This window comes from Neisseria subflava (assembly GCF_024205705.1).
Classification (GTDB): domain Bacteria; phylum Pseudomonadota; class Gammaproteobacteria; order Burkholderiales; family Neisseriaceae; genus Neisseria; species Neisseria subflava_D.
In genome coordinates this window covers 1,617,397-1,638,595 of sequence record NZ_CP073115.1, presented here as the reverse complement: position 1 = coordinate 1,638,595, position 21,199 = coordinate 1,617,397, and the positions used below count along the sequence as shown (strand labels likewise).

Genomic DNA, 21,199 nt, shown 5'->3' with positions numbered 1-21,199 from the left:
TGCGGCATTTTAACCGTTTCAGACGGCCTCTGCAAAAATCGCACGGAAAGGCCGTCTGAAAACTGATAAAATAGGCAGATTCAGAAAATCAGGGAAACACAATGTTTGAACAAGAAGACGAATGGGTCAGCAAAACCCAAATGAAAAAGCAAATGAACGATTTGCAGGCTTTGGGTATGGAATTGACCAAACTCTCCAGCGATACGTTGAAAAAAATCGGCTTGGACGAAGAGCTGTTCGAGGCGATTGCCACCTATAAAAAAATCACGTCCAACAGCGCACTCAAACGTCAAGCACAATTTATCGGCCGCCTGATGCGCGATACCGACCCTGCGCCCATCGAAGCCTATTTGGCCAAACTGCGCGGCGACAATACGGCGCACAATGCCTTTTTGCAACGCGTCGAGCAGGCGCGTACCCGACTGTTGGCAGACGATGGCGCAATTACCCAATTTATGGCTGATTTTCCGCAAGCCGACGTCGGCAAATTGCGCACCTTGATCCGCAACACCAAAAAAGAGCAGGAACAAAACAAACCGCCGAAAAACTTCCGCGCGCTGTTCCAAGAAATTAAAGCAGTGATGGAGGTCGGTCAATCCGATGCTTCAGAAGAAGGGCAGGATTGGGAAGAATAAATATCGAGGTCGTCTGAAAACGGATTGCGGTTTTCAGACGGCCTGTATCGTAATGCCGAAGGAGGATAACCATGAAATTTCGCTGCTCTGTACTCGCCTTGTTAATCAGTGCACTAACCCTGAATGGTTGTACTGTCTTTCTTTGGGGAGAGAACAACCCGTTCCATAAAACCACAACCGAAAAAACCGTTGCCAAAGACAATATTCAAGCATTTGGCGTGGTTGCCAAAGACAACACGCAACTGGAAACAGGCAGCCTGGTCATGATGGGTAAAAAATATTGGTTTGTTGTTAATCCTAGAGATTCGACCAAGTTGAAGGCGGTCTTGGATGTTAAATTGGACAAACAGTTTCAAATGGTTCAGCAAAACCCAAGATATGCGTATAAGGCTTTGCCGGTCGAATTGAAATCCCCTGAATCGCAAACTTTCCGCTCAAAATTCTGCCTGCGTTACGATACTCAAAAAGCTGCCGAGATTGCCAAGTTGAAACAGCTGGCGTTCAAGCCGGTCGAACTCGATGACAAAACTGTCTACACGCGGTGTATTTCTACCGAAGGTCATTATTACGCAACGCCAAAAAATGTTGCCGAAGACCGCCGTTTTGACACTGCCGTTCCGGTCAGAATTTATTATACGGAAACCAAAAAAAGCACTGACGTTCAGAAGTTGACGGAGAATATCCTGCAAACGCCATTCACATTGGCTTTGGATGCAGTCGGCGCAGTGATAGCAGTCCCCTATGTCGTAGTCAGTGAAATTATCGATGCTTCACGCAAATAATATCCAAGGCCGTCTGAAAACGGATTGCAGGTTTCAGACGGCCTTCCCTACCTTAAAATAAACGCTTCAAAAATATATTAATTTTCTCTCTATTTAATCCCACATACCATGTCCGTCAAAATCCAAACACGTTCCATTAATCCGACTGTTTTCAACGACTTGCTCACTGCCGGTACCGATCCTTTGATTGCCCGGCTGTGTGCTGCGCGTGATGTGCAAAGTCCGGCCGAGTTGGACGACAAGCTTGCAGCTCTTTTGCCGTATCAAACGCTGACAAACTGCGAAGCCGCCGCCGGCCGTTTGGCGGATGCGGTTGAGCGTCAGGAAAAAATCCTGATTGTCGCCGACTACGATGCCGACGGTGCGACGGCGTGTTCCGTCGGTATGAGCGGTTTGGCGGCGATGGGGGCGAAAGTGGATTTTCTCGTGCCCAACCGCTTTGAACACGGCTACGGCTTAACGCCCGAATTGGCTGAAATCGCGGCCGAGCAAGGTATGGATTTATTGGTGACGGTGGATAACGGTATTGCCAGCATTGCAGGCGTGGCGCGTGCGCAGGAGTTGGGTTTGGATGTGATTGTGACCGACCACCATCTGCCTGCCGAGACCGTGCCTGACTGCATCATCGTCAATCCGAACCAAAAAGGCTGCGGTTTCCCAAGCAAAAGCTTGGCGGGCGTGGGCGTGATTTTTTATGTATTGATGGCGTTGCGTGCCGAATTGCGCCGCCGCAATTATTTTTCAGACGGCCTAAAAGAGCCGAATCTGGGCGACCTTTTGGATTTGGTCGCACTCGGTACCGTTGCCGATGTCGTCACTCTAGACCACAACAACCGTATCCTCGTGTCTCAAGGTTTGAAACGGATGCGTTTGGGCAAAATGCGCCCCGGCATCCGCGCCTTGTTTGAAGTGGCGCGACGGGATTGGCGCAAGGCCCAGCCGTTTGATATGGGCTTTGCGTTGGGGCCGCGCATCAATGCGGCCGGACGGTTGGACGATATGTCGGTCGGTATTGCCTGTCTGTTGGCGCAAGATGATACCGAAGCGCAGGAACTGGCGGCTCAGTTAAACAATCTCAATATCGAGCGCCGCGAAATCGAGCAGTCTATGCTGCAAGACGCGCTGAATGATTTTCCTGAAACCTTGCCTCCAGGGCAGACGACTTTGGTGGCGTATCGCGACGACTTCCATCAAGGCGTGGTCGGCATCGTTGCCAGCCGCCTCAAAGACCGTTTTTATCGTCCGACCATCGTGTTTGCGCCTGCCGACAACGGCGAAGTGCGCGGTTCGGGACGCTCCATTCCCAATTTGCACCTGCGCGATGCTTTGGACTTGGTGTCAAAACGCCATCCCGATTTGATTTTGAAATTCGGCGGACACGCAATGGCGGCAGGTTTGAGCATACTTGAACACAATATTCCCACGTTTCAGACGGCATTTGAAGAAGCCGTGCGCGAGATGGTGTGCGAAGACGATTTGTCGCAAACCTTCATCACCGACGGCAGCCTGCCTGCCCGCGATATTACGCTGGAACAGGCGCAAAACCTTGCCCGACACGTTTGGGGCAGGGCTTCGCGCCGCCGAGTTTTACCGACGAATTTCATGTTGTCCGCCAGCAGCCTTTGGGTGCGGAAGGCAAACACAAAAAAGTCTGGCTGCAAAAAGACGGCTACGAATTTGAAGCCATGTTTTGGCGTTGCAGCGAAGACATTCCCGAATACATCCGCACGGTGTACCGTCCCGTTGCCAACGAATGGCGGAATAATCTCGAATTGCAGCTTTATATCGACTACTGGGAAGTCGCGTAAACAAAGGCCGTCTGAATAATGAAGAAACAAAAACCTTGGCTCGGCTTTTCATTGGCGCTGCTTGCCACCATGACTTGGGGTTCGCTGCCGGTCATCGCCCAACAGGCATTAAAAGCCGTCGATGCGCCCACGCTGGTGTGGATACGCTTTTTAGTGGCTTCGCTGGTGTTGTTTGTGCTGTTGGGACTGACCGGCAAGCTGCCGAGGCCATCTGAATTTTCTAAGCAAACCTTATTTTTATTGTTGTTGGGCATTATCGGCATTTCCGCCAACTTCGTGCTCGTTGCCCTGGGTTTGCACTATATTTCGCCGACAACCACGCAGGTGTTGTGGCAACTCTCGCCCTTTACCATGATTTTGGTCGGTGTTGGCGTGTTTAAAGAAGCCTTTACGCATTGGCAAAAAATCGGCTTGATACTTTTGCTGACGGGTTTGGTCATGTTTTTTAACGACAAATTCGGCGAACTTTTCAGCTTGGGCAGCTACGCGGTCGGCGTGATGATGGCGGCTTCGGGCAGCATGATTTGGGTGTGCTACGGTGTGGCGCAAAAACTTCTGTCCAAACATTTCAATTCGCAACAAATCCTGCTCATGATTTATTTTTGCAGCAGCTTTGTCTTCCTGCCGTTTGCCGAACCGTCTCAAATCGCCCATATCGGCAATCCGTTTTTATGGGGCTGCTTTATCTATTGCTGTTTGAACACGCTGATCGGCTACGGTTCATTCGGCGAAGCGCTCAACCATTGGGACGCTTCAAAAGTCAGTATCGTCACCACGTTGATACCTGTATTTACTATGATATTTTCCACCATTGGCCATCATCTCGCCCCCGATTATTTTGCCGCTTCGGATATGAATATCGTCAGCTATGTGGGTGCTATGGTGGTTGTAGCCGGGGCATTGTTGGCTGTGGCCGGAGAGAAAGTGATGGGGCTTTTTTTGAGAAAGATATGAAGCATTTATTGCGAAACAGAATAAAACAAGGCCGTCTGAAACAGGTTTCAGACGGCCTTTATATTTTCTAAATCAGATTAATGTGAAACGGCGGATTAATAGAAGCCTTCGCGTTCTTCACGGGTGCTGATGTAGATGTTTTTCACTTGGGTGTAGGCGGCGAGCATCATTTTGTGGGTCTCGCGGCCGATACCTGAAGTTTTGTAGCCGCCAAACGGCGCGCCGGCAGGCAGGCGGTTGTAGCAGTTTACCCAAACGCGGCCGGTTTCCAATGCGTTGGAAACGCGCAGGCAGCGGTTGATGTCGGTACTCCAAACTGCGCCGCCCAAGCCGTATTCGCTGTCGTTGGCCATTTTGATGACTTCTTCTTCGGTTTTGAATTTAATCACGGTGGCAACCGGGCCGAAGATTTCTTCTTGGGAAACACGGGCTTCGTTGCTGGCCTCAATCAAAGTCGGTTCGACAAATTCGCCTTTGCCCAATTCGCCTTCGATTTTTTTACCGCCGGTAATGATGCGGCAGCCTTCTTGTTCGCCGATTTTGACGTATTTCAAAATGGTCTCGAGTTGACCGGCATTGACTTGAGAACCCATTTGGGTGTCGTCTTCCCAAGGCAGGCCGACTTTGATTTTTTTGAATTCTTCAGCCAAAGCATTGACGAATTTGTCGTAAATGCCTTCTTGTACAAAAATGCGCGAACCGGCGCAGCACACTTGGCCTTGGTTGAACAAAATACCTTTTTGCGCGCCTTCGAGGGCTTTGTCGAAAGGCATATCGTCGAAGAAGATGTTGGCAGATTTGCCGCCCAATTCCAAAGTGGACGGAATCAGTAATTCAGCAGCAGCGATGCCGACGCGGCGGCCGACTTCGGTTGAGCCGGTAAAGGCCAGTTTGTTGAAGCCTTTGTGGTGCAGCATGTATTCGCCGGATTTGGAACCGCGGCCGGTAATCACGTTCAACACGCCTTTAGGCAGCAAGTGGTTGATTTTTTGAGCGAGGGACAACAGGCTCAATGAAGTGCTGGAAGAAGGGTGGATGACGATGGTACAACCTGCGGCCAATGCCGGAGCGATTTTCCATGCGGCCATCAAGAATGGGAAGTTCCAAGGAATGATTTGGCCGACAACGCCGATCGGTTCGCGCAAAACGATGGACAGGTCTTCGGCGTCAAGCTGGGTCGCAGTGCCTTCTTCGCCGCGGATCACGCTGGCGAAATAGCGGAAATGGTCGGAAGCCAAAGGCACGTCGGCGGCACGGGTTTCGCGGATCGGTTTGCCGTTGTCCAAGGTTTCTTGCAGGGCAAACAATTCGGCGTTTTCATCAATCACATCGGCGATTTTGTTCAAAATGGCCGCGCGTTCGGCAGTCGTGGTTTTGCGCCATGTTTTGAATGCTTCTTGTGCAGCGGCTACGGCAGCATCGACATCAGCATCGGTTGCGTCTGTGAACTTGGCCAACTCATCGCCATTGGCAGGGTTGTAAGAGGATAAAAGTTTGCCTTCGCTACCTTTCGTCCATTCGCCGTTGATTAAAAGACCATATTCTTTATCAAACACATTTAAATCTTTTGCCATAATGCTGTCTCCTTAATGAATGGGAATAGGTGGTTCAACACCATGAAAGCAGCTTATGCTTTTTTCTTTTTAAGTTCAAGTACTAAAAATGAGAATGTTCTTAAAATTTACATTTGCAATGTTGTTTCATGTAGCAGGCCGTCTGAAAAATTAAGGATTTGATTGAAATGAAAGTGCATTTGTTAATATATTTAAAGATTCAGGCGGCCTGAATAGGATTTGTTATGGTATAACATCATAACTCGTTGTTTTGAAAAAGATTATGGGTTGACGGCTTAGGGTATGGGGAGTATTCTCATTCATAGCTAAACAGTTTTTCAACACCCTAGGAGACTCTCTCATGAAAATGCATGCTGTGGTAGTAAATAAAGATGTAGCAGGTGATGTAGAAGTTGTTGAACGCGAACTGCGTCCGCTGGAATACGGTGAGGCGTTGGTGGAAGTCGAGTATTGCGGCGTGTGCCACACCGACTTGCACGTTGCGGCAGGCGATTACGGCGACAAACCGGGTCGCGTATTGGGACACGAAGGCATCGGTTTGGTTAAAGAAGTTGCCGACGGTGTGAAAAATCTGAAAGTCGGCGACCGTGTCAGCATCGCATGGCTGTTCCAAAGCTGCGGTTCTTGCGAATACTGTAATACCGGCCGCGAAACCTTGTGCCGCTCTGTATTGAACGCAGGCTATACTGCCGACGGCGGCATGGCGACCCACTGTATCGTGAGTGCCGATTATGCGGTCAAAGTTCCTGAAGGCTTGGATCCTGCGCAAGCTTCCAGTATCACTTGTGCCGGCGTAACTACTTATAAAGCCATTAAAGTTTCCGGCGTCCGTCCGGGCCAATGGATTGCGATTTACGGCGCAGGCGGTTTGGGCAACTTGGCGGTTCAATACGCGAAAAAAGTGTTTGGCGCGCACGTTGTTGCCATTGATGTTAATGACGACAAACTGGCTTTTGCCAAAGAAACCGGTGCGGATTTGGTAATCAATGCTGCCAAAGAAGATGCGGCTCAAGTCATCCAAGAGAAAACCGGTGGCGCACACGCAGCCGTTGTAACAGCCGTATCCGCTGCTGCCTTCAATTCAGGTGTTAACTGCGTCCGCGCAGGCGGTCGTGTCGTTGCAGTTGGCTTGCCACCTGAGTCTATGGATTTGTCTATCCCTCGCTTGGTATTGGACGGCATCGAAGTGGTCGGCTCTTTGGTCGGTACCCGCAAAGATTTGGAGGAAGCATTCCAATTCGGCGCAGAAGGTTTGGTTGTGCCTAAAGTCGAGTTGCGTGCTTTGGATGAAGCGCCTGCCATCTTCCAAGAAATGCGCGAAGGTAAAATTACCGGCCGTATGGTGATTGATATGAATAAAGAGTGCAGCTGCATTCATCACTAATCAAATGATTCTATGACAAAAAGGCCGTCTGAAACTTTTCAGACGGCCTTTTTCATTGGATTGGGAAATTTAAAGCGTAAAGCCGCTTTCAAATGCACGGATTTCTCCACTGATAGGATCGATAAACTCTATTTTTTTAGCCAGAAGTTTTAAAGGTTTGTCGTAGTCTTCATCACCGGCCGCCAATGGGGTAGGGTAAAGCGCATCGTTCATCAGCGGCATATTCAAACTCATCATATGCACGCGGAGCTGGTGTTTCTTTCCGGTATGCGGCGTGAGGCGGTAGAGGCTGAACGCGCCGCGGTTTTCGATAAGTTCGATGGTCGTGTGGGCGTTGGGTTCGCCTTCTGTTTCCCGCGTGAGGAAGAATTTTTCGCCGCGTTCCATTCGGGATGAAATATCCAGCGGATAGTCCAAATCCGTCCGCGTCGGCGCCACCGCTTCATAAGTTTTTTGGACGGTTTTTTCTTGGAACATGGTCTGATAATCGCGACGCGTGGCAGGGTTGAGCGAAAGCAGCATAACGCCTGCCGTATCTTTGTCCAAGCGATGAATCGGCGTAATGTCTTCAACATTCAAATGCTGCAATTCAGGCCGCAAACGCAGGCGCGTGAGCAGGGTTTCCCGCAAAAACCTGCCGCTGGGGATGACGGGCAGAAAATGCGGTTTGTCCACCACAAGCAAATGCTCATCAATATGTAAAATCTTTTCTTCAAACGGAATACGCGGCTCGCTCTCACGGCTGGTTTCACGGTAATAAAACATCGCCTTGCCGGGCTCGAATAAAGTATTTTCATCAAACGGTACGCCATCCGCGCCCACCACAAAACCGCTGTTCAGCCGTCGCCGCCAGTTTTCTTCGCCGACAAAGGGAAAATGAGTGCATAAAAAATGCAGCAGCGGCAAGCCGTAAAACTGCTTTTCATGCGGCAAAACCAAGTAGCTGGGTTTGACACCGTCTAAAAGGGGGAGGGGATTGGTATGTTTTTTCATGCGGCGGATTGTACTCGGTTTTAAGGATTTTTTCAGACGGCCTTGTTTATATGGAAAATAAACTTCTAATAATAGATATGTATTGATGCAGGTTTTGTGCTTAAATAGATTCTTCAAATGACCAAAGAAACTGGTTTCTTTGGAACTTGCTTTTGTGGCATGAATTAAAGAAATGATAAAGAAGCAATATTTGAGAAAAGGAGAATATTATGAAGAAAGAAATCAGCATAATCATTATGTTATCCGCATTTTCCGTATCCGCTATGGCGGGAGGGGAAGTTCGGCTCGGTAAGAGTGAGACATACGATAATGAGTATGAGCTTATGGTAGAGCATGAAGTAAATGAAGAAGTTTCACAATTAAATCAAGACGAGTATGCCGCACATCCAATACGTAACGATAGCGGCGTCATGCAGTCAGGGAAAGCTGCTTCAGGCAGACAAGCTGTTTCCCAATACGGAAAACCTAATTTGCCGCCTGTCCGCTTAAATCCGCATCCTTCACGACCTTGATTGCAAAATCAAAGGGCTGCTCCATTTGTTTGGACAGCCCTTTTGTTTTGTTGGCTCACTCACATTTTTGTTTGCGCAAAACAAGTTTGTAATCAGTTTTGATGCTGGTTTGATCGCCAATCATCTTAAAATCATCTATCAAACAACGGTTTTCTGTACATTTTAACGTGAAATCTGCACCGACCCTGTGGCCGTCAAATTGTTTAAATGTTGCCCGGACGGTATGGGGAGAAGTGACCTTGACTTGCAAGGTTTTATGGAAGTTGTCAGGATGATCCTGACCAAAGCCCAAGTAGTAATATATCGGCATGTCACATCCCATCTCCATATCGGGTTGATTACGGATATTAGTGTCAAAATTATTAAATTGTCGGATGATTTTTTGTAATTCAGGCGTGGTAACATGATTGTGTTCAGAGCCTAAATCCACTTTAGACAGATAAACCTTTTTGACTAAATCTATTTTGGCTTGATTATTTGTGGCGTTATTTGCAGCCATCGCTTGGTAGGGTAAACTGGTGGTTAACAAGCCGATAACAAAAAGAGATCGTAGTGTTTTCATGATGTGCATAGGGACGGGATGAAAAGAATCCAAGTATAACGACATTGAATCTATATTGAATATATTTTTAAGAAATTTAAGTTGAAAAGAAGGGGAAGGATGGGAACCATTGAATATGATTCTGCAATCTGCTTTACAGGCCGTCTGAATGCGAAAACCGATTTTCAGACGGCCTTTTGATTTGTTCTCAACCTCACAAACCCTTAAAAATCAGCTATAATGCCCAACTATTTGATTTTCGCTTATCCCATATTGAAATGGCACAAAAAATTCAATCTGTAAAAGGTATGAACGACCTTTTACCTGTCGAACAAAAAGATTTCAAACTGACGGCTGCGTTTTGGCAGGCGTTTGAAGATACGGTTAGTCGTTGGACACGCGCTTACGGCTATCAGCAAATCCGTACGCCGATTGTCGAGCAAACCGGTTTGTTTGTCCGCTCCATCGGCGAGGAAACCGATGTGGTCGGCAAGGAAATGTACACCTTCTCCGATTCAAACGATTCTTTGAGTTTGAGCCTGCGTCCTGAAGGTACGGCTTCTTGTCTGCGTGCGGTGGTCGAACACAACCTTCTGTACAACAGCCCGCAAAAGCTGTGGTATATGGGGCCGATGTTCCGCCGCGAGCGTCCGCAAAAAGGCCGTTATCGTCAGTTCCATCAAGTCGGTATCGAAGCTTTGGGTTTTGAAGGGCCGGATATTGATGCGGAAATCATCGCGATGTCTGCCGATTTGTGGGAAAAATTGGGTATTCGCGAATACCTGACTTTGGAAATCAACAGCTTGGGCAACCGTGAAGAACGCGCGGCACACCGTGCGGCATTGGTTGAATATTTGACCCGCTATGAAGATAAGTTGGACGAAGACAGCAAACGCCGTCTGAAAACCAATCCTTTACGCGTTTTGGATACGAAAAACCCTGATTTGCAGGAAATCTGCAACGCGGCGCCGCGTTTGGTGGATTATTTGGGCGAGGCTTCGCAAAACCACTATGCACGCTTCAAGGCGATGTTGGACGGTTTGGGTATTCAATATATTGAAAATCCGCGCTTAGTCCGCGGTTTGGATTACTACAATCAGACGGTTTTTGAGTGGACGACCGACAAACTCGGCGCGCAGGCGACTGTGTGCGGTGGCGGCCGTTACGATGGTTTGATTGAAGAGCTTGGCGGTAAGCCTGCGCCGTCTATCGGCTTTGCGATGGGTATTGAGCGCCTGCTGCTTTTGGTAAGCGAATACGGCTCACTGGAAGTGAACGCCGCGCCTGATGTCTATGCAATGCACCAAGGCGAAGGTGCGGACTTGCAGGTGATGAAATACGCGCAAGCCTTGCGCGCTCAAGGCTTCAATGTGATGCAGCATTCCGGCTATCAGAGCCTGAAAGCGCAAATGAAAAAAGCAGACAACAGTGGCGCAAGCTTTGCCCTGATTGTGGCTCAGGATGAGCTGGCAAACGGTACGGTTACCCTGAAAGATATGCAGGGCAAACATGAACAACAAACCGTTGCCGCCGCTGATTTGACAGACACTTTACAACAATGGAAGAACGCATAAATGGCAGCCCATTTGGAAGAACAACAAGAGTTAGACAACTTTAAATATTTTTGGAAAAAAACAGGCCGTTGGATCTTTGCCTTGCTGATCGTGGCGGCTTTGGGGTATTTGGGTTACACCATTTACCAAGGCCAAAAAGCTTCAAAAGATCAGGAAGCCGCCGCCGTGTTGGCGCAAATGGTGGAAAAGGCGCAGCAAAAAACCGACCAAAAAGCCATCAACGCCGATTTGGCCGAATTGCAAAAAAACTATCCTGATTCCATTTCGACAGCCCAAGCTACTTTGATGGTAGCGGCGACCGAGTTTGATGCCGGCCGTTATGATGTGGCGGAAGGTCATTTGAATTGGGTGCTGAAAAACCAAAACGCACCGTTGGTTCAAGCTTTGGCAGCGCAGCGTTTGGGCGTTGTCCTGTTGCAACAGAAAAAATACGATGCCGCCATCAATGCCCTGAATACTCAGGTTGAGGCTGATTTCGAGCCTTTGATGCTGGAAACCAAAGGCGATGTTTACGTTGCCCAAAATAAAACCAAAGAAGCCGTACAAAGTTACGAAGCTGCTTTGAGCAAAATGCCGCAAACCGCAGTAGGCCGAGAATTGCTGCAAATGAAAATCGACAGCTTGAAATAAGTTTGTTTAAAATCAAGGCCGTCTGAAGTTGCAATGACTTTTCAGACGGCCTACACTTATCCTTATCAACCGTGTTTTTAAAACACCTGCTTGTGTTCCGCTCCCGTTTTTAGGCGGCACTTGACACAGAAAGACTCCATCATGAAACCAACCATCGCGCTTGTCGGCCGCCCCAATGTCGGCAAATCTACTTTATTCAACCGTTTGACGCGCACCAAAGACGCGCTCGTGCATGACTTGCCCGGCCTGACGCGTGACCGACATTACGGTCATGGCAAAGTCGGCAGCAAACCTTATTTGGTCATCGATACCGGCGGTTTTGAGCCAGTTGTGGACAGCGGCATTTTGCACGAAATGGCAAAACAAACCTTGCAGGCTGTCGATGAAGCCGATGCAGTGGTGTTTTTGGTGGACGGCCGCACCGGTTTGACGCCGCAAGACAAAATCATTGCCGACCGTTTGCGCCAAAGTCCGCGTCCCGTTTATTTGGCCGTGAATAAAGGCGAAGGCGGCAATAGGGCCGTACTTGCCGCCGAGTTCTACGAACTTGCTTTGGGCGACCCTTATGTTATTTCAGGTGCGCACGGCGATGGCGTGTATTATCTGATTGAAGATATTTTGGAAACCTTCCCTGAGCCTGAAAAGGAAGAGGAAGAAGCGAAACATCCTGTTTTTGCTGTAATCGGCCGTCCAAATGTCGGTAAATCGACCTTGGTAAACGCCATCCTCGGCGAAGAACGCGTGATTGCTTTCGATATGGCAGGCACGACGCGCGACAGTATCCATATCGATTTTGAACGTGAAGGCAAGCCGTTTACCATCATTGATACCGCAGGTGTGCGCCGTCGCGGCAAAGTGGATGAAGCGGTGGAAAAGTTCTCTGTTATCAAAGCCATGCAGGCGGTTGAAGCGGCAAACGTTGCTGTTTTGGTATTGGACGCGCAACAAGATATCGCCGACCAAGATGCGACGATTGCAGGTTTTGCTTTAGAGGCAGGCCGTGCCTTGGTGGTGGCGGTCAATAAATGGGACGGCATCAGTGAAGAGCGTCGCGAGCAAGTGAAACGCGATATCAACCGCAAACTGTATTTCCTTGATTTTGCTAAGTTTCACTTTATTTCTGCATTGAAAGAGCGCGGTATAGACGGTTTGTTTGAAAGCATTCAGGCTGCCTACAATGCGGCGATGATTAAGATGCCGACGCCGAAAATCACGCGCGTATTGCAAAGCGCGATCGAGCGTCAACAGCCGCCACGTGCTGGCTTGGTGCGTCCGAAAATGCGTTATGCCCACCAGGGTGGCATGAATCCGCCAGTGATTGTGGTTCACGGCAATTCGCTGCACGCGATTTCAGACAGCTACACACGCTATCTGACACAAACGTTCCGTAAAGCCTTCAATCTGCAAGGTACGCCGCTCAGAATTCAATACAATGTTTCGGAAAACCCGTATGAAAATGCGGAAGACAAACCGAAGAAAAAACCGCTGCGCCGTGTCAGCCTGAGCAACCGTATTGAGAAACGCGAAGGCCGCAAGGAAGAGAAAAACCGCTTCAAGAAGAAAACCAAAGTCAGCGTGAAAAAACAATTCAGCAAATAAGCACAAAGGCCGTCTGAACAATTTTAGACGGCCTTTTTATAATAAAAAACAGCTCATTAGAGTTTCATGGCATATTTTCGATAGGGTTTGCCGAATTTAAAAAATATCAAATTTGAATTTGGAATTGTTGTGAATATGAAAATGAAACAGTCGGTTTGATGGGAAGTTCCCTTATTGCTGGATTCCTAAACGGTGTGATAGAAAAAAATAGTTGGTAATTTATCCTATTCGGGGCTACAATCCCATCAAACGCCGATTTTGGCGTCTTTACAATCATAATAATGGAGCTCAAGAATATGACAGCTAAAGGACAAATGTTACAAGATCCTTTTTTGAATGCGTTGCGTAAAGAGCACGTTCCGGTTTCAATCTACTTGGTAAACGGCATCAAGCTGCAAGGTCAAGTGGAATCATTCGACCAGTACGTTGTTCTGCTGCGTAATACTTCCGTCACTCAAATGGTTTACAAACACGCTATCTCAACAATCGTTCCTGCACGCGCAGTCAGCCTGCAACACGAAAACAAGCAACCTCAAGCCGCTGCTGCAGCTGCTCCGGTTCAAGTTGAGACTGTGCAACAACCTGCCGAATAAATGATGTAACGCATTCCTGTTTTTCAATACCTTACCGCTTTTGCGGTAGGGTATTTTTATTTTCAGACGACCTTTATCATGCTGCTTGAAAACATTCTTCCTTTTGCCCACTCCCTGTTACGACAAGCCTTAAAATCAGGCGGCCGCGCTTTGGATGCGACGGCCGGAAATGGGCATGATACTTTGCTGTTGGCGCAGTTGGTTGGCGAGACGGGTAGGGTGTGGGCATTTGATGTGCAACTCAAGGCACTGGAGCAGACTCAAGGCCGTCTGAAAGAAAATGGCGTAGATGGTTGGGTAGCCCTAATACATGACGGCCATGAAAACGTTTTATCTTATATCGACGAGCCTTTAGATGCCGCAGTATTTAATTTCGGTTGGCTGCCGGGCGGCGATAAAAGCTGTACAACTGAGGCGGCAAGCAGTATCCGTGCGCTGACGGATACTTTGGGTTTGCTGAAAGAGGGTGGGCTTGCCGTGGCGGTATTGTATCCGGGGCATGAAGCCGGCCGAATAGAGGCTGAAGCGATTGTGCAATGGGCGGAAACTTTGCCGCAGGAAGCATTTGCCGTGTTACGCTATGGATTTGTCAACCGCCGCAATGCGCCTCCCTATCTGCTGGCGATTGAAAAGTTGCGTCAGAAATAGATGTTTGCGGTAAAATAGCTGCTTTGTTTTTCAACCTTTAACATAAGAAACTGCCATGCAATATCTGTTTGTAAAATACAGCCATCAGATTTTCGTTGCCATTACCATCCTGTTGTTCAACATCCGTTTTTTCCTGCTCTGGCGTCATCCTGAGAAACCGTTGGCAGGCATTTGGAAAGCCATGCCGCATTTGAACGACACCATGTTGCTGTTTACCGGCTTGTGGCTGATGAAGATTACTCATTTTTCGCCGTTTAATGCGCCATGGCTCGGCATGAAAATCCTGCTGTTGCTGGTTTATATTGTGTTGGGCATGATTATGATGCGTTCGCGTCCGCGTTCGCCGAAGTTCTATATCGTCTACGTTTTGGCCATGTCGTGTGTTGCCACGATTGTTTTCCTTGCCAAAACCAAAACGCTGCCGTTTTAAAAGAGGTCGTCTGAAATGTATCCGCATTTTGCCGTTATCGCTTTGGGCAGCAATCTTGCCAATCCTGCCGAACAGGTTCGCACCGCTTTGGCCGAATTGGCCGCGCATCCGCATATCCGGCTTGAAAAGACTTCTTCCCTGTATCTGACTGCGCCGGTCGGTTATGATGATCAGCCCGATTTTGTGAACGCGGTTTGTGCGGTGAAAACATCATTGGACGGCGTAGCGCTGTTGGCAGAGTTAAACCGCATCGAGGCCGAATTTGGGCGCGAGCGTACCTTCCGTAATGCGCCGCGCACTTTGGATTTGGACATCATCGATTTTGACGGTATCCGCAGCGATGACCTGCATCTGACCTTGCCGCATCCGCGCGCGCATGAACGCAGTTTCGTTATGTTGCCGTTGGCCGAAATCCTTCCGGATTTCGAGTTGGGCGAGCATGGCCGTGCGGCTGATTTGGCTCAGGCTTTGGGCGGGCAGGGTATTCGCCTGTTGAAAGAATAAGGGCCGTCTGAAAAACGGACTAAAACAAGAAAGGGCGTGTTAGACACGCCTTTTTTGCTATAAAATATTGTTGGGAAACACATTACAAAGAGTTACTATGAATCCTCGTTATATTGTTGTCGAAGGCGCCATCGGTAGCGGCAAGACTGCTTTGAGCCGCCGCTTGGCAGAGCATTTCAGTGCGTTGCTGTTGTCGGAGAATCCGGATCACAATCCGTTTCTCATGAAGTTTTACAGCAATGTTTCCAATAATGGCTTGGCTGCCGAACTTTTCTTCCTGACGCGCCGCGCTGAAAGCGTGAATATTATTGAAGAGCAATGCGCGCAAGGCGGAATGGTTGTGGCTGACTTTTTATTGGAAAAAGACCGTATTTTTACGCCTATCGTTTTGAATGATGACGAGCAGCAGCTTTTTGCCGATATGAAGCAACGTATTTTGCCGCAATACGCAGAGCCCGATGTGGTGATTTATCTGCAAACCGCCGTCGAAAACAACCGCAAACGTCTGCAAAAACGTCACGAAGGCATTATCAGCTTGTTCCCCGAAGGCTATTTGGGACGGGTGCATGACGAATACAGCCATTTCTTCCATTTGTATCAAAGCGCGCCTTTGCTGACCGTCAATGCCGATGAGTTGGATTTGGCCGGCAATGACGACCACTTCCAGCTTTTGTTGCGCGCATTGGAAGATTTTCAAGGTACGCGCAGTTATTTGAATTTAAGCGAAAAATAAACGAAGGCTAGGTTTAGGCCGTCTGAAAGGAATAATATGTCAAAATATCAATTCACACTCCCATCTTCTTCCGGTAGCGATTTTAACTCCGCCGAACATTTGCCGTTGGTTGTCTATTTTTATCCTAAAGACAGCACGCCCGGCTGTACCACCGAAGGCTTGGATTTCAATGCCCGATTGGAGCAATTCAAAGCATTAGGCTATACCGTTGTCGGCATTTCGCGCGACGGCGTCAAGTCGCATCAGAATTTCTGCGCCAAACAAGGCTTTCAGTTTGAATTGTTGAGCGACAAAGAAGAAACCGTCTGCAAACTGTTTGACGTGATCAAGTTGAAAAAGCTTTACGGCAAAGAATCCCTCGGCATTGAGCGCAGCACGTTTGTGTTGGACGAAAACGGCGAAATCGCCCATGAATGGCGCAAAGTCAAAGTGGCCGGACACGCGCAGGAAGTTTTGGATACAATTTCTCAAGCCTCTTGATAGAGCTTTGAAAACCTAAAGGCCGTCTGAACGGATGTAAAGTCATGCCGTTCAGACGGCCTTTCAATACAGTTTGATGAATATGGACGATTTAATAGACAAGTTGCTTGAATCCCTTTGGCTGCAAGACAGGCTCAGCCACAATACGCTACAAAGTTACCGCCGTGATTTGGTCAAAGTCGCAGCGCGTTTGGCCGAGGGCGGGCAGGATTGGTTGAGTGCCGATGAATTTGCCCTGTCTGATGCTGTGTATACGGAGGGCGAAAAAAACACGTCCCAAGCACGGGCCTTGTCGGCTTGCAAGCGTATGTACGGCTGGTTGGAAGAAACGGGCCAAAGAGCAGACAATCCCACCCGTTTTCTCAAGGCGCCGAAATCAGAACGCAAACTGCCCACGCTGATTACCGAAGCCCAAATCGACGCACTGCTGGCTGCGCCGGATGTGGAAACGCCGCATGGACTGCGCGACAAAGCCTTGCTTGAAGTCATGTATGCAACAGGTTTGCGCGTGACCGAAGCCGTCAAATTGACGCTCAGCGATATCGATTTACATCGCGGCAGTATCCGTACCATAGGCAAGGGCGACAAATTGCGTCTGGTTCCGTTGGGACAGGAAGCGGCATATTGGGTGGAACGCTATTGCAACGAATCGCGTCCGTTGTTGCTGAAAAACAAAATTTGCGACGAAGTATTTGTCAGCCAGAAACGCAGCGGCATCAGCCGTCAGCTTGCATGGATGATAGTCAAAGAATATGCCGAAGCGGCCGGTATTGCTTCGCTCAGCCCACACGGTTTGCGCCATGCTTTTGCCACGCATTTGGTCAATCACGGCGTCGATTTGCGTTCGGTCCAGATGATGTTGGGACATTCCGATATCAACACCACGCAGATTTATACCCATGTTGCCAATATCCGTTTGAAAAACATGGTCGATGAACACCATTCCCGTTCATAAATAAAGGCGGCATCTCGAAGATGCCGCTTTTTGTTATTGAGGCCGTCTGAAAGGTTATCAAAATTTAAAATTATAAAATATCAATCATAATATAAAATTTCATAGAAAAATTTCAAAACAAAAGGACAGTGCCAATATTGCAATGCAAACCGTTTTTATTTATATTTACGTTCAAGAATAAATCCTACTCTCAATTACAGAGGGTAACAAAATTATTGGAGCACATCATGTTTGTCTGCATCTGCAACGCCATTACTGACCACGACATCAAAGAGACCATCGCCGCCGGTGCAACCACCATGAGCGATTTGCAGGCTCAATTGGGCGTGGCGACTTGTTGCGGTTGCTGCGGCGAATTGGCTGCATCGTTTTTGACAGCAAGCAGTGCCCAAAATACCGTGACTGCAGGTATTAACGTTCAGTCTTAATTTCAGAATACACACAAAGGCCGTCTGAAGGCGTTATCTCGCGCCTGTTCAGACGGCCTTTGTTATGCCTGTATGGTTTGGCGGCATTTTGCTATACAATGGCCGCTTTTGTCCCTCCGAGAGTAACCGCCATGAAACTGACCTTGATGTTTCGGGAATATTGCAGCCTGTGCCACAAAATGCGCGAACAATTAAAGCCTTATCAGGAGCAGTTTGGATTTGGGCTGGATGTTGTCGATGTTGATGAAGATCCGGTTTTAGAAGAAAAGTACAATGAGCTGGTGCCTGTTTTGCTGGATGGCGATACCGAAATCTGCCATTGGTTTTTGGACGAAGAAAAACTGAAAGCGCATTTGAGCGCGTAACAAACCGTTGACCATATTATCTTTCAGACGGCTTTTGGCTGTTTATGCCGTCTGAACATTGATTTTATTATGACTGAAAAACTTTCTCCCGATGCGCTGATTGAAGCGGCGCTGTTGACGCAAGTCGAACCCTTAAACGAAAAAGCCATGCGCGAATTGTGCGTGCCGCCGTTGTCGCAAGACAAGCTGATTGACGTGTTGGCGCAACTGAAGGCCCGCTGGCAGGGCAGGGCTTTGCAACTGGTGCATACCCATGAGGGCTGGCGTTTCCAAATCGCCCAAGCCGCCTTTGAACGACTGGGCAGCCTGCAAGAGCAGCGCGCGCCGCGTTATTCCCGTGCCGTGATGGAAACGCTGGCGATTATTGCCTATCAGCAACCGGTAACGCGTGGCGATATTGAAGGCATACGCGGTGTGGCGGTGTCGCAAAATGTCATGCAAACCTTGCAGGATAGGGGCTGGATTGAAGTCATCGGCCACCGTGATTCTGTCGGCCGTCCGGCTTTGTGGGCGACAACAGCAACATTCCTAAGCGATTTGCGTTTGGAAAGTTTGGAAGAATTGCCGCCACTGACTGAATTGGGCGAGCTGGTGTTGCCTGATTTGATGGAAACGCCGCCGACAGGCGATGAGGAGGCTGAAGAAGCAGTAGAATCAGGAAGCAGACTGATTAACTGATTTGAATGTAAAGGCCGTCTGAAATAATTATGTTTCAGACGGCCTTTATTGTTGTATAACATCATGATTTTAAATATAATTTTCATCTATTTTAATAACTTATTGATTTTATGATATAATTTAAAAATTATTAGAATAAATATCTCTCATTCTGTAATAGTTTGAGAAGGCATACGGAAACGTTTCCCTCTTTATCAATCGGCAGCCCGTTTGTTCTTCAAATATGCGCTGTATCAACTACGGAACCGATATGAAATTCAAACAATTCATTCAAAACAAATCTTCTTTCAACCCAAGCGTGGTCGGTATTACGCTTTTCTTCGTCCTTTTGCTTTTGTCAGCTGCTTTGGTTTGGCCTCAAAATACTGAGGCTTTGTTAAATGCCATGAAGCAGTTTATTTTTCAAAATGTCAGTTGGTTTTACATTCTGACTTTCTCTGTATTCCTTATTTTCTTATTGGCGCTTCCCATCAGCAGCTTCGGCAGTATTAGGCTGGGTACAAACGAGGACGAACCTGAGTTTTCGTTTTTATCATGGCTGGCCATGCTGTTTGCGGCCGGTATGGGCGTGGGCTTAATGTTTTTCGGGGTGGCCGAGCCTTTATCGCATTTCTCTTCCCCGATTGCCAAAGGCAATGCGCAAGAGGCGATTCTGCATACGGTGTTCCACTGGGGGATTCATGCCTGGGCAATCTACGGAATCATTGCGCTTGCCTTGGCGTATTTCGGTTTCCGCTATAAATTGCCGCTGGCGTTGCGCTCCTGCTTTTATCCGATTTTAAAAGACAAAATCAACGGCAAAATGGGCGATGCCATCGATGTGATGGCTTTGATTGCGACTTTGTTCGGTATTATCACAACCTTGGGATTTGGCGCGGCACAAATGGGTTCCGGTTTGTTGAAGATGGGCTGGGTGCAGGACAACAGCTATGTCTTGCAGGTCGGCATTATCGTTGTTGTGATGGCGATTGCCATATTTTCCGCAACTTCGGGCGTAGGCAAAGGCGTCAAAATTTTGAGTGAAACCAACTTGGTCTTGGCACTGTCATTGCTGTTGTTTGTCTTGTTGAGTATGCCGACGACGTATTTGATTTTCGCATTCAGCGACAATTTGGGCACTTATTTGAGCAACTTCGTTTCGTTCAGCTTTAAGTCATATACCTATGAGCCTGAGCATACAAAATGGTTTACCGGCTGGACGGTGCTGTATTGGGCTTGGTGGTGTTCGTGGTCGCCTTTTGTCGGTTTGTTCATTGCCCGAATTTCACGAGGCAGGACCATCCGCGAATTTATTTTTGGCGTATTGGCAGTGCCTAGCCTGATGAGTATTTTGTGGTTTACTGTATTTGGCAATTCGGCCTTGTGGCTGGACACGCATGTGGCAAACGGCGCCTTGTCTGCCTTGACCAACGAGCCTGAAAAATTGTTGTTTGCCTTTTTGAATTATTTGCCGTGGCCGGTTGTCAGCAGCTTGGTAGCATTGCTGGTGATTTCGCTGTTTTTTATCACTTCTGCCGACTCGGGCATTTATGTGCTGAACAATATTGCTTCGCGTGATAAAGGGCTGGCTTCGCCCAAGTGGCAATCGGTTATGTGGGGTGTGTTGATTTCGGCTGTGGCTATTGTGTTGTTGGGTGCCGGCGGTTTGCCTATTTTGCAAACCATGACCCTGATTGCGTCTCTGCCGTTTGCGGTGTTGATGATTTTTATGATGGTTTCTTTGTGGAAAGCCCTGAACAACGATGCCAACTATTTTGCAACCGCCGTCAATCCGGGCAGTATTTTCTGGTCGGGTGATCATTGGAGGGAACGCCTTGGTCAAATGATGAATCAGACGCAGGAAGTCGATATCATCAAATTTATGAAAAATACGGCGCTTCCGGCAATGCAGGAATTGAAAGACGAATTGACCGAAAAATACAATATGGACGTAGAAATCCGTTGCCTGTTGCAACAGGATGAGCCGTCGGTGGAGCTGGTGGTGCATAAAGGGACAGTAAGGGATTTTGTCTATGGGATTAAATCCGTAAAGCGGGAAATTACCGACCAGTTGATTCGTGAAGACAGCCTGCCTCATTTCAAATATGCGGCAACGTTCATACCGTTGACGTATTTTTCGGATGGGCGCGATGGATACGATGTGCAATATATGACGCAAAAAGAATTGATTGCCGATATGCTCAAGCAGTATGAGCGTTATCTGAACCTGCTTGCAGGAGTAGGGCAGGAATTGATGGGGCATGAACAAGTGGAACTGGCAGAGTAAAATAAATTTAGGCCGTCTGAACATGTAGCAATATTCAGACGGCCTTTTTATTGCCCGCTTAAAAAATAATTTGTTTAAAATAAATATCTTAGATAAATTATAAGAAAAATCTGATTTAAACTATAAAAAATCT

22 protein-coding genes and 1 pseudogene are annotated in these 21,199 nt (G+C 48.0%); 20 read left to right on the top strand and 3 right to left on the bottom strand.

Going from position 1 to position 21,199, the window contains the following annotated elements:
* The first annotated feature begins 101 nt into the window (after positions 1-101).
* The 4 genes and pseudogenes from yjgA (at position 102) to KCG54_RS07940 (ending at position 4,179) form a co-directional block, all read left to right on the top strand.
* Positions 102-635, top strand: a complete 534-nt coding sequence (gene yjgA, locus KCG54_RS07955; protein ID WP_254323879.1) for a ribosome biogenesis factor YjgA — start codon at positions 102-104, stop codon at positions 633-635.
* 71 nt (positions 636-706) lie between these two features.
* On the top strand, positions 707-1,417 hold the full coding sequence (locus tag KCG54_RS07950; protein WP_254323878.1) for a hypothetical protein: 711 nt from the start codon (positions 707-709) through the stop codon (positions 1,415-1,417).
* 108 nt (positions 1,418-1,525) lie between these two features.
* Positions 1,526-3,225: pseudogene (recJ, locus tag KCG54_RS07945) on the top strand (single-stranded-DNA-specific exonuclease RecJ).
* Positions 3,226-3,243: 18 nt separating this feature from the next.
* Entirely contained in the window at positions 3,244-4,179 is a 936-nt protein-coding gene (locus tag KCG54_RS07940) for a DMT family transporter (RefSeq protein ID WP_254323877.1), read from the top strand.
* A gap of 95 nt (positions 4,180-4,274) precedes the next feature.
* On the opposite strand, the gene KCG54_RS07935 is transcribed toward KCG54_RS07940, so the two are convergent.
* Positions 4,275-5,753 carry an aldehyde dehydrogenase family protein gene (locus KCG54_RS07935; RefSeq protein WP_070584307.1) on the bottom strand — a complete coding sequence of 493 codons (1,479 nt, stop codon included), beginning with the start codon at positions 5,751-5,753 and terminating at the stop codon, positions 4,275-4,277.
* Between the two features lie 340 nt (positions 5,754-6,093).
* Here KCG54_RS07935 and adhP point away from each other — a divergent pair, with 340 nt between their 5' ends.
* Positions 6,094-7,137, top strand: coding sequence for an alcohol dehydrogenase AdhP (adhP, locus tag KCG54_RS07930; RefSeq protein WP_003681279.1), 1,044 nt, complete (start codon positions 6,094-6,096; stop codon positions 7,135-7,137).
* Positions 7,138-7,206: 69 nt separating this feature from the next.
* Here the strand turns inward: adhP and KCG54_RS07925 are convergent, their stop codons facing one another.
* Positions 7,207-8,130, bottom strand: coding sequence for an RluA family pseudouridine synthase (locus KCG54_RS07925; RefSeq protein ID WP_254323876.1), 924 nt, complete (start codon positions 8,128-8,130; stop codon positions 7,207-7,209).
* Between the two features lie 209 nt (positions 8,131-8,339).
* Between KCG54_RS07925 and KCG54_RS07920 the strand changes: the two genes are divergently transcribed.
* Complete coding sequence (locus tag KCG54_RS07920; protein ID WP_188212354.1) at positions 8,340-8,642, top strand: hypothetical protein; 303 nt, start codon at positions 8,340-8,342, stop codon at positions 8,640-8,642.
* A 55-nt stretch (positions 8,643-8,697) separates the two neighbouring features.
* On the opposite strand, the gene KCG54_RS07915 is transcribed toward KCG54_RS07920, so the two are convergent.
* Positions 8,698-9,204 carry a hypothetical protein gene (locus KCG54_RS07915; protein ID WP_223168979.1) on the bottom strand — a complete coding sequence of 169 codons (507 nt, stop codon included), beginning with the start codon at positions 9,202-9,204 and terminating at the stop codon, positions 8,698-8,700.
* A gap of 257 nt (positions 9,205-9,461) precedes the next feature.
* Here KCG54_RS07915 and hisS point away from each other — a divergent pair, with 257 nt between their 5' ends.
* The 14 genes from hisS to KCG54_RS07845 all read left to right on the top strand — a co-directional run bounded on the left by hisS (position 9,462) and on the right by KCG54_RS07845 (position 21,066).
* Entirely contained in the window at positions 9,462-10,757 is a 1,296-nt protein-coding gene (gene hisS, locus KCG54_RS07910; RefSeq protein WP_254323875.1) for a histidine--tRNA ligase, read from the top strand.
* On the top strand, positions 10,758-11,387 hold the full coding sequence (locus KCG54_RS07905; RefSeq protein WP_070461416.1) for a YfgM family protein: 630 nt from the start codon (positions 10,758-10,760) through the stop codon (positions 11,385-11,387).
* 141 nt (positions 11,388-11,528) lie between these two features.
* Positions 11,529-12,986 carry a ribosome biogenesis GTPase Der gene (der, locus tag KCG54_RS07900; protein WP_049331367.1) on the top strand — a complete coding sequence of 486 codons (1,458 nt, stop codon included), beginning with the start codon at positions 11,529-11,531 and terminating at the stop codon, positions 12,984-12,986.
* A gap of 296 nt (positions 12,987-13,282) precedes the next feature.
* The gene (gene hfq / locus KCG54_RS07895) at positions 13,283-13,579 is read left to right on the top strand and encodes an RNA chaperone Hfq (protein WP_036493792.1); all 297 of its coding nucleotides are present in this window, start codon (positions 13,283-13,285) and stop codon (positions 13,577-13,579) included.
* 78 nt (positions 13,580-13,657) lie between these two features.
* Positions 13,658-14,227 (top strand): tRNA (mnm(5)s(2)U34)-methyltransferase, encoded by a 570-nt coding sequence (locus KCG54_RS07890; RefSeq protein ID WP_254323874.1) that lies wholly within the window; start codon positions 13,658-13,660, stop codon positions 14,225-14,227.
* A 55-nt stretch (positions 14,228-14,282) separates the two neighbouring features.
* On the top strand, positions 14,283-14,657 hold the full coding sequence (locus tag KCG54_RS07885; RefSeq protein WP_003681989.1) for a SirB2 family protein: 375 nt from the start codon (positions 14,283-14,285) through the stop codon (positions 14,655-14,657).
* A 15-nt stretch (positions 14,658-14,672) separates the two neighbouring features.
* Positions 14,673-15,161: a 2-amino-4-hydroxy-6-hydroxymethyldihydropteridine diphosphokinase gene (folK, locus tag KCG54_RS07880; protein ID WP_254323873.1), complete on the top strand. Its 489-nt coding sequence runs from the start codon at positions 14,673-14,675 to the stop codon at positions 15,159-15,161.
* A gap of 97 nt (positions 15,162-15,258) precedes the next feature.
* On the top strand, positions 15,259-15,894 hold the full coding sequence (locus KCG54_RS07875; RefSeq protein ID WP_049335496.1) for a deoxynucleoside kinase: 636 nt from the start codon (positions 15,259-15,261) through the stop codon (positions 15,892-15,894).
* 36 nt (positions 15,895-15,930) lie between these two features.
* Positions 15,931-16,374, top strand: coding sequence for a peroxiredoxin (locus KCG54_RS07870; protein ID WP_003683206.1), 444 nt, complete (start codon positions 15,931-15,933; stop codon positions 16,372-16,374).
* A gap of 76 nt (positions 16,375-16,450) precedes the next feature.
* A complete protein-coding gene (xerD, locus tag KCG54_RS07865; RefSeq protein WP_432761003.1) occupies positions 16,451-17,329 on the top strand; it encodes a site-specific tyrosine recombinase XerD in 879 nt (292 codons plus the stop codon).
* Positions 17,330-17,556: 227 nt separating this feature from the next.
* Complete coding sequence (locus KCG54_RS07860; protein ID WP_003681978.1) at positions 17,557-17,757, top strand: (2Fe-2S)-binding protein; 201 nt, start codon at positions 17,557-17,559, stop codon at positions 17,755-17,757.
* A gap of 131 nt (positions 17,758-17,888) precedes the next feature.
* Entirely contained in the window at positions 17,889-18,122 is a 234-nt protein-coding gene (locus KCG54_RS07855) for a glutaredoxin family protein (protein WP_050787142.1), read from the top strand.
* Positions 18,123-18,191: 69 nt separating this feature from the next.
* Positions 18,192-18,800 (top strand): SMC-Scp complex subunit ScpB, encoded by a 609-nt coding sequence (gene scpB, locus KCG54_RS07850; protein ID WP_004519443.1) that lies wholly within the window; start codon positions 18,192-18,194, stop codon positions 18,798-18,800.
* Between the two features lie 250 nt (positions 18,801-19,050).
* Positions 19,051-21,066: a BCCT family transporter gene (locus KCG54_RS07845; RefSeq protein ID WP_254323871.1), complete on the top strand. Its 2,016-nt coding sequence runs from the start codon at positions 19,051-19,053 to the stop codon at positions 21,064-21,066.
* The last annotated feature ends 133 nt before the right edge of the window (positions 21,067-21,199 follow it).

Coding starts and splice junctions, on each gene's coding strand:
- yjgA (WP_254323879.1), top strand. CDS start 102: ATGTTTGAACAAGAAGACGAATGGGTCAGCAAAACCCAAATGAAAAAG.
- KCG54_RS07915 (WP_223168979.1), bottom strand. CDS start 9,204: ATGAAAACACTACGATCTCTTTTTGTTATCGGCTTGTTAACCACCAGT.
- der (WP_049331367.1), top strand. CDS start 11,529: ATGAAACCAACCATCGCGCTTGTCGGCCGCCCCAATGTCGGCAAATCT.
- hfq (WP_036493792.1), top strand. CDS start 13,283: ATGACAGCTAAAGGACAAATGTTACAAGATCCTTTTTTGAATGCGTTG.
- KCG54_RS07925 (WP_254323876.1), bottom strand. CDS start 8,130: ATGAAAAAACATACCAATCCCCTCCCCCTTTTAGACGGTGTCAAACCC.
- KCG54_RS07940 (WP_254323877.1), top strand. CDS start 3,244: ATGAAGAAACAAAAACCTTGGCTCGGCTTTTCATTGGCGCTGCTTGCC.
- KCG54_RS07890 (WP_254323874.1), top strand. CDS start 13,658: ATGCTGCTTGAAAACATTCTTCCTTTTGCCCACTCCCTGTTACGACAA.
- scpB (WP_004519443.1), top strand. CDS start 18,192: ATGACTGAAAAACTTTCTCCCGATGCGCTGATTGAAGCGGCGCTGTTG.
- adhP (WP_003681279.1), top strand. CDS start 6,094: ATGAAAATGCATGCTGTGGTAGTAAATAAAGATGTAGCAGGTGATGTA.
- folK (WP_254323873.1), top strand. CDS start 14,673: ATGTATCCGCATTTTGCCGTTATCGCTTTGGGCAGCAATCTTGCCAAT.
- KCG54_RS07855 (WP_050787142.1), top strand. CDS start 17,889: ATGAAACTGACCTTGATGTTTCGGGAATATTGCAGCCTGTGCCACAAA.
- KCG54_RS07920 (WP_188212354.1), top strand. CDS start 8,340: ATGAAGAAAGAAATCAGCATAATCATTATGTTATCCGCATTTTCCGTA.
- KCG54_RS07870 (WP_003683206.1), top strand. CDS start 15,931: ATGTCAAAATATCAATTCACACTCCCATCTTCTTCCGGTAGCGATTTT.
- KCG54_RS07875 (WP_049335496.1), top strand. CDS start 15,259: ATGAATCCTCGTTATATTGTTGTCGAAGGCGCCATCGGTAGCGGCAAG.
- KCG54_RS07950 (WP_254323878.1), top strand. CDS start 707: ATGAAATTTCGCTGCTCTGTACTCGCCTTGTTAATCAGTGCACTAACC.
- KCG54_RS07905 (WP_070461416.1), top strand. CDS start 10,758: ATGGCAGCCCATTTGGAAGAACAACAAGAGTTAGACAACTTTAAATAT.
- KCG54_RS07885 (WP_003681989.1), top strand. CDS start 14,283: ATGCAATATCTGTTTGTAAAATACAGCCATCAGATTTTCGTTGCCATT.
- KCG54_RS07860 (WP_003681978.1), top strand. CDS start 17,557: ATGTTTGTCTGCATCTGCAACGCCATTACTGACCACGACATCAAAGAG.
- KCG54_RS07935 (WP_070584307.1), bottom strand. CDS start 5,753: ATGGCAAAAGATTTAAATGTGTTTGATAAAGAATATGGTCTTTTAATC.
- KCG54_RS07845 (WP_254323871.1), top strand. CDS start 19,051: ATGAAATTCAAACAATTCATTCAAAACAAATCTTCTTTCAACCCAAGC.
- hisS (WP_254323875.1), top strand. CDS start 9,462: ATGGCACAAAAAATTCAATCTGTAAAAGGTATGAACGACCTTTTACCT.
- xerD (WP_432761003.1), top strand. CDS start 16,451: ATGAATATGGACGATTTAATAGACAAGTTGCTTGAATCCCTTTGGCTG.